The organism is Chamaesiphon sp. VAR_48_metabat_403 (assembly GCF_031422475.1).
GTDB lineage: Bacteria > Cyanobacteriota > Cyanobacteriia > Cyanobacteriales > Chamaesiphonaceae > Chamaesiphon.
In genome coordinates this window covers 1-6,105 of sequence record NZ_JANPLS010000066.1, presented here as the reverse complement: position 1 = coordinate 6,105, position 6,105 = coordinate 1, and the positions used below count along the sequence as shown (strand labels likewise).

The 6,105-nt window shown below is 46.5% G+C and carries 7 protein-coding genes; 2 read left to right on the top strand and 5 right to left on the bottom strand.

The features are described 5' to 3' along the window. From RMO79_RS03325 to RMO79_RS03310, 4 genes are all read right to left on the bottom strand, one after another. The coding region (locus RMO79_RS03325; protein ID WP_310481638.1) for a diacylglycerol kinase family protein at positions 1 to 282 on the bottom strand (282 nt) is incomplete at its 3' end. Beyond that, positions 272 to 937 (bottom strand): DUF1003 domain-containing protein, encoded by a 666-nt coding sequence (locus RMO79_RS03320; RefSeq protein ID WP_310481637.1) that lies wholly within the window; start codon positions 935 to 937, stop codon positions 272 to 274. The genes RMO79_RS03320 and RMO79_RS03325, both read right to left, overlap by 11 nt. An 85-nt stretch (positions 938 to 1,022) precedes the next feature. Beyond that, positions 1,023 to 1,676: a DUF1003 domain-containing protein gene (locus tag RMO79_RS03315; RefSeq protein WP_310481636.1), complete on the bottom strand. Its 654-nt coding sequence runs from the start codon at positions 1,674 to 1,676 to the stop codon at positions 1,023 to 1,025. 154 nt (positions 1,677 to 1,830) lie between these two features. Continuing rightward, entirely contained in the window at positions 1,831 to 3,351 is a 1,521-nt protein-coding gene (locus RMO79_RS03310; RefSeq protein WP_310481635.1) for an alpha-amylase, read from the bottom strand. 438 nt (positions 3,352 to 3,789) lie between these two features. Between RMO79_RS03310 and RMO79_RS03305 the strand changes: the two genes are divergently transcribed. After that, entirely contained in the window at positions 3,790 to 4,194 is a 405-nt protein-coding gene (locus RMO79_RS03305; RefSeq protein WP_310481634.1) for a hypothetical protein, read from the top strand. Between the two features lie 102 nt (positions 4,195 to 4,296). Here the strand turns inward: RMO79_RS03305 and RMO79_RS03300 are convergent, their stop codons facing one another. Beyond that, complete coding sequence (locus RMO79_RS03300) at positions 4,297 to 4,512, bottom strand: hypothetical protein (protein WP_310481633.1); 216 nt, start codon at positions 4,510 to 4,512, stop codon at positions 4,297 to 4,299. A gap of 19 nt (positions 4,513 to 4,531) precedes the next feature. Between RMO79_RS03300 and RMO79_RS03295 the strand changes: the two genes are divergently transcribed. Next, complete coding sequence (locus RMO79_RS03295; protein ID WP_310481632.1) at positions 4,532 to 5,911, top strand: S-layer homology domain-containing protein; 1,380 nt, start codon at positions 4,532 to 4,534, stop codon at positions 5,909 to 5,911. The last annotated feature ends 194 nt before the right edge of the window (positions 5,912 to 6,105 follow it).

The following is a 6,105-nucleotide window of genomic DNA, read 5'->3' as shown; positions in this document are numbered from 1 at the left end:
AGCATTAGCCGTACCACGCGAGATGATTCCCAGCGGGATATTTGTACTCATCAAAGCGGCTGCTACTGCCGAGAGCGTCCCATCGCCGCCAGAGGCGATAATTGCTTCGGCTCCGCGTTCGATCGCGGCTTTTGCCAGTTCCCCTGGTTCGCAGTCGGCGGTAGTTACGACTACTTCCAAATCGATGGCGGGACGAAGCAACGACTCGATTTCGGCAAGATCGACATCGGGGTCACCTTGTCCGGCAACTGGATTAAAAATTAGGCAGGCTTTAAGTGTCATGAGCGATATCTTCTGTGGGTGAACTGAATGATGGTTCGGAGATTTTGTGGATGACTTCTAAAATTACCTGTGGATCTGTCGCTTGTTTCATGAGTTCGGCTTCTTCATCGTTACGATTTTTGACATTGGGTAAATCGGTGCGGAGTTCTTCTACTAATGAAATCAATTTGGCAATCTTTTGTTCGGTAATTAAATTGAGTTGGAGCATCAGATGAGAGCGTTCTTCGCTGACCTGTTCTTGACGATTTTCATATACCAATACTCCGGTGGAGATAAATAATGATGCTAAATCTAACCATTGTTCGCGCAGATCGAATTGTGGAAAGCTGGTAGGTAAAATATGTAAATCTACCAAATGACCGCAGATTTCCCAAATCGCAAAAAATCCGATCTGAAAGTAGAGAAATTCGGGTCTGCCAAAAATGCTGACGATTTTTTCTAAGACTCGTTGGGCGGTGGTGACTTGCTCTTGGTAACGTTCTTGGTGATGGGTAATTGCTTCAACATTTTTAATTATTTGTTCGGGAATCAGAGCATCGATGTCGGTGTCGCTTTGAGTAATTGAGGTGACAATTGAGTCGCCACTATCCGCAAAAGCTGATTTACCAACGATCGATCTGGTATCGATAATAATATTTTTATGACCGTTTTTCATCTGCTAGATTGGGAGGTAGAGGATAAAATCCAGCATATTTAAAAAGATGCTTAATAAATCTAGCTACGATTGAGACTCTGGCGATTTAATGCGGTTTAGCTGCTGAATCCGCAGCCGGATGAGCGGCATTATTTTGAATCACCTCTAAAATTGCTTGAGGGTTGGTAGCTTGTTTCATCATGTCTGCCTCTAGATCGTCGCGATTTTTAACGTTGGGCAAATCGGTGCGGAGTTCTTCTACTAACGAAATTAGTTTAGCAATCTTTTGCTCGGTAACTAGATTAACTTGCAGTGTCAGATTCGATCGCACTTCCTCGGCTTTTTCCTGATGGGCTTGGGCAATTAATACCTCAGTAGAAATTAGCAGCGAAGCCACTTCTAGCCCGTGCAGGTGCAGATCGAACAACGGAAAATTCTTAGAAATCAGATTGCGTTCGGCTAAATTGGTGCAACCGATCCAAACTGCAAAAAACCCGATCTGAAAGTAGAGAAATCCAGGTCGAGCGAAAAAAGCGGCAATTTTATTTAAAACTCGCCGATCTGCGGTGATGCTTTGCTGGTGGCGATCTTGATGGATAGCGATCGTTTCGACGTTTTTGAGGACTTGTTCGGGTACAGCTTCCTTTACTTCTACAAATACATCAACATCGACATTGCCATTTTCTGGGGTGGCAATATTGACGGTAGATCGCTCGGCTGATGAAGAGTTACCAACTTCGATGGTGGTATTGTTTTTCATGTTGGGGTCAGAGAGTAAGATATCTAAATAAGTAAGTTTGCATCGGGCAACAACAATTAGTCGATCCATCTGTGGCAAGAACCGTTACAGGGAGAGGGGGAAAAGAAAAATGCCTTTACCCCCTCTGCGATCGCTTAGAACTCTCTAATCCGATCTAGACGCGTGTTACCGTTGGCGTTGGCGTAGCCTGCGGAGAATCGAGTGATGCTTGCACCCAAACCGATACAGAGCCGCCATTACAGCGAAACTCAGCCCAACCGTCATTATTAGTGACGATCGGATCTTTAACGTGTTCGGTGATATCTATATAAGTGCAATTTGGGTGCCCGATCTCCATCCATTTAGTGCCGTCGGCACCATTAGTCAGCACTACAGCCACACCGCCGGGATGTTCCTCGTCGCCCATCCGCGTCCAGCCGATCGTATTAGGATGGTCGAAGTAGTCGCGTTGTGCGCCGTAGGCAGAGTTTTTACGAGCGTACAGAAATTTGTCGATTAAGAATTGATGGCAATCCATCCAGACTTCATATTCGTTCCCATCCTTATTGTCTTTGTAGTGCGCGCCATAATAATCGCCGTAAAAAATACAGGGGTATCCAGCTTCGCGCAGTAAAATCAACGCATAAGCTAGAGGTTTAAACCACGGTTCGACGATCGATTCGAGCGACTGGAGTGGTTGCGAATCGTGATTTTCGACTAGTGTCACCGCTAGGGCGGGCTGATGTTGCACCAAAGTATTATCGAAAATTTTAGTCAGATCGTAATTTTCCCCAGCTTGACTGGCAACATGGAAGTTGTAGTGCAGCGGTGCATCGAATAAACTGACTTTGCCGTCGGTAGATTCGATAAAATGGTGGAGAGCATCCACCTCATACGACCAATATTCGCCAACTGCAAATAAGTCGCGCTTGGCATATTGCCGGACATGTTCTAACCATTCCTGAAAGAATTCTGCCGATACGTGTTTGACAGCATCAAACCTAAATCCATCGATCTTGGTAGTGTCGTAAAGCCATTCGCCCCAATGCTTGAGTTCGCCGACAACTTCCGGATTTTCCATATCCAAATCGCAGCCCATTAAGTAGTCAAAATTCCCTTTTTCGAGATCGACATTATCGTCGAACGACTTACCTTTGAGTAAATAAACAGCAGATGCATTCCCATCGTTGGCGTTATAGTCGATCGCATCAAAGTGCCACCAGTGCCATTCCATGCTCGAATACTTGCCATCACGTCCAGGAAAAGTAAAGTGCGTCCACGCTTTAATGGTTTGATATTCGCCGACAGTCTGGTTCCGATCGTCCATACTAAACGGTGTCGCTTCGACATCTTCAGCTTCATCTGCGCCCATTTTGTGGTTGAACACGACATCAGCATAAATCCGAATTCCGGCTGCCTTGGCAGTTTTAATCGCTTGGATATATTCGCTTTTGGTACCGTATTTAGTCCGTACGGAACCCTTCTGGTCGAATTCACCCAGATCGAATAAATCGTAGATTCCATACCCGACATCCATCCCGCCGCCAGTTCCTTTATATGCAGGTGGCAACCATAGCGATGTAATCCCCGCTGCTGCTAATTCAGCAGCTTTTTCTGCTACCTGATTCCACAGACTACCATCCGCTGGGTTATACCAGTGGAAGTACTGCATCATGACACCGTTAGGGTCGGACATACGATCTTGCTCCCACTATTAATCAGAAAAATTAAAACAACTTATGTATTCAATTCTCTCTGTATTTACAGGGGCTTGTCTATCAGGCATTCGAGACATTTATTGGCTATAGCTAACAAGCCAATCTCTATCGATCGGTAGATTTAGTTGAATTTTTTATAGCTCTAAAGACAGATACTATCGATCGAGCTTTATTGCTAGCAAATATTTCGATTTTAACGGTCGATCTCATCTATCTTATTTTCGATACTAGCTTGGATGTAAATTGCTTAACCTTCGATCGTCAAAATACTAATGACAATTTGTACTGACATTAATCTCTGTCGATATAAATAGATTTTAATAAAATATTATCCATAAAGTATATCGATTGATTGATGTAATTTCTAGAGAAGAAGAATATAAATAGAAGAGTAGGAACCTTTGGGAAACTAATACATGAAATCGAGCTTACTATTAGCAGCTAAGACCGCCAGCAGCTTAACTCAAAATCTATGTGGGTTATTGCTGATGCTCACAATCTGGCAGGGAACATTTTTAACAGTCGATACCGCAATCGCCGCTCCAGCAAGTGCCATTAATAGTCCAACTAATGTTATCGATCGGGTGGTCGATCGATCGGCACGTAACTCCAACCAAACCGATCGAGCCATGAAAAAGAGCAAAGACCCGGCTAATGCGCTGCTCGATACCGCCGAAACTGGGGTCAAAATTAATGCCGATAAAGCCGAAAGACCGATCGATGACAGCCCGGAAATTGTGAAGAAAACCTCAGAGCGTAATTCTCAGCTTGCTGGAGAATTCTCGAAAAATCTGACTAAAAAAATTAAAAATATTCCTTAATTGCCAGTCGCAGAGAATCGCCCTTGAATCATTCGGATACTAACTCTCAATTACTGAGTCAGTTTCAGCAGATCGACCCCGATTAAATCATTTCAACCGCCGCTAGATCGCATCGATCGAGCGTAAATTCACACGGACATATAACTTACCAACTATGAATCGCCACCACCGCTCGCTTAATTTCAAGAATATTACCTTATTTCTCGCATTAATAAGTGCCACTATTGTTACTACCACCGCTAGAGTGGTAGCAATACCGACAAAGCCTCTGCCAGCATCTATAGCCCAATCTACACCGCCAGCCCCACCCCAGCCCACTCAGACATCTCCATCCAATTTGAGCGACACTAGCAGTAGCTGGGCAGAGCCATTTATCAAAATCTTAGCCGATCGAAATATCATTGTCGGCTATCCAGACGGCACCTATCGCCCTGACCAACCGATTACCAGAGCTGAGTTTGCCGCGATGCTTAACAAAGCCTTCGACCTCCAACCAATCAGACAATCGCGCACCTTTGCTGATGTCCCCCCCACTTATTGGGCGGCATCAGTCATCGATCGAGCTTACCGAGCGGGGTTCCTGGCTGGATACCCCAATAATATTTTCGGCCCCAACCGGAATATCATCCGGATCGAATCCCTCGTTGCGCTGGTTAACGGTAGTAAATTACAGCCCGACAGCACCCTCAGTCGTGTAGACGAACTATTTACAGATGCCGCACAGGTACCTGCTTACGGTCGCGATGCGATCGTCGCCGCCACCCAAAAATGCGTTTCTGTGAGCGTCTCTTATCCTACCAACCGGACATACGACCCCAATCGGACAGCTACCCGTGCGGATGTGGCGGCTTCGCTCCATCAAATTTTAGTGGCTGCTGGCAGACTCCCCGCCTTGGCTACCGATAGCCCCGCCCAAAAATATATCGTTAACTGCGGTACCGCGCCATCTGTTGCCAAAATTACCGAAGCCGACATCCTCAATCGCACCAGCATCGGTACGGCACCCGGTATCGTCGTCTCTAGCGGCCGCAAGCCACTTAACGCACCAGCAGGCGGCATTACTACCCCTACCGCCTTTGGTGCCAACTGGGGCGATATTTTTGCAGGAGCTGGCTACCAAGATAATTTACCAGTCGCACTCGCGCCCAATGGCAGCGATAACAACACCGTTTACGGTGGGGGGATCGGTTTAGGTAATTCTAAGACTTTCGTCGGTCTAGAAGCCTCCTACACCTCTGCTGGTACCAGTATTGCCCAACGCGGTGGGGTCAACTTTAAGCTGCACAAACAATTCGGCGATAATCTCTCGATCGCCGCAGGCTGGGAAAACGCCATTCGCAATGGCTATACTACTGCCAACGATCCCAGAGATACTTACTACGGCGCGATTACCGGAATTCTCCCCGTCGGCGCAACTAGTAATTTCACCGCGACAGTCGGCGCGGGTAGCGGTCGTTTTCGTAACTTTAACGACCTAATTGCCGATAACAATAATGTGAATATTTTCGGCAGTCTGGGTTTCCGCTTCTCGGAAAATATCGCCGTAGCGGCTGATTATAACGGGCGCAATTTCAGCGTCGGCTTACCTCTTACCGTCAAACTTGGCGACACGATCGGTTTGCAAGTCACCCCCGCCCTATTAGACATCGCTGGCGACCAAACTACCGGGCCGCGCAGCCGCTTCGGTCTCGGTGGCGGTATCGGCATTCACTTCTAGACACAGCCCATTCTAGTCCTCCAAAGCTACACGAGTCTGTTAGAGATGATGCGTAGTCTTTTACGCCACCCCCACCCCCCCCCAATAAATGTTAACCATTAAAAACAAAACGAGAAATAAACCAATGTTGGGTTTAAACCCCGGGGTTTTGGTTTTTTTTTTAGGGGGGTGACCCCCCAGAAAAAAGCCCGAAA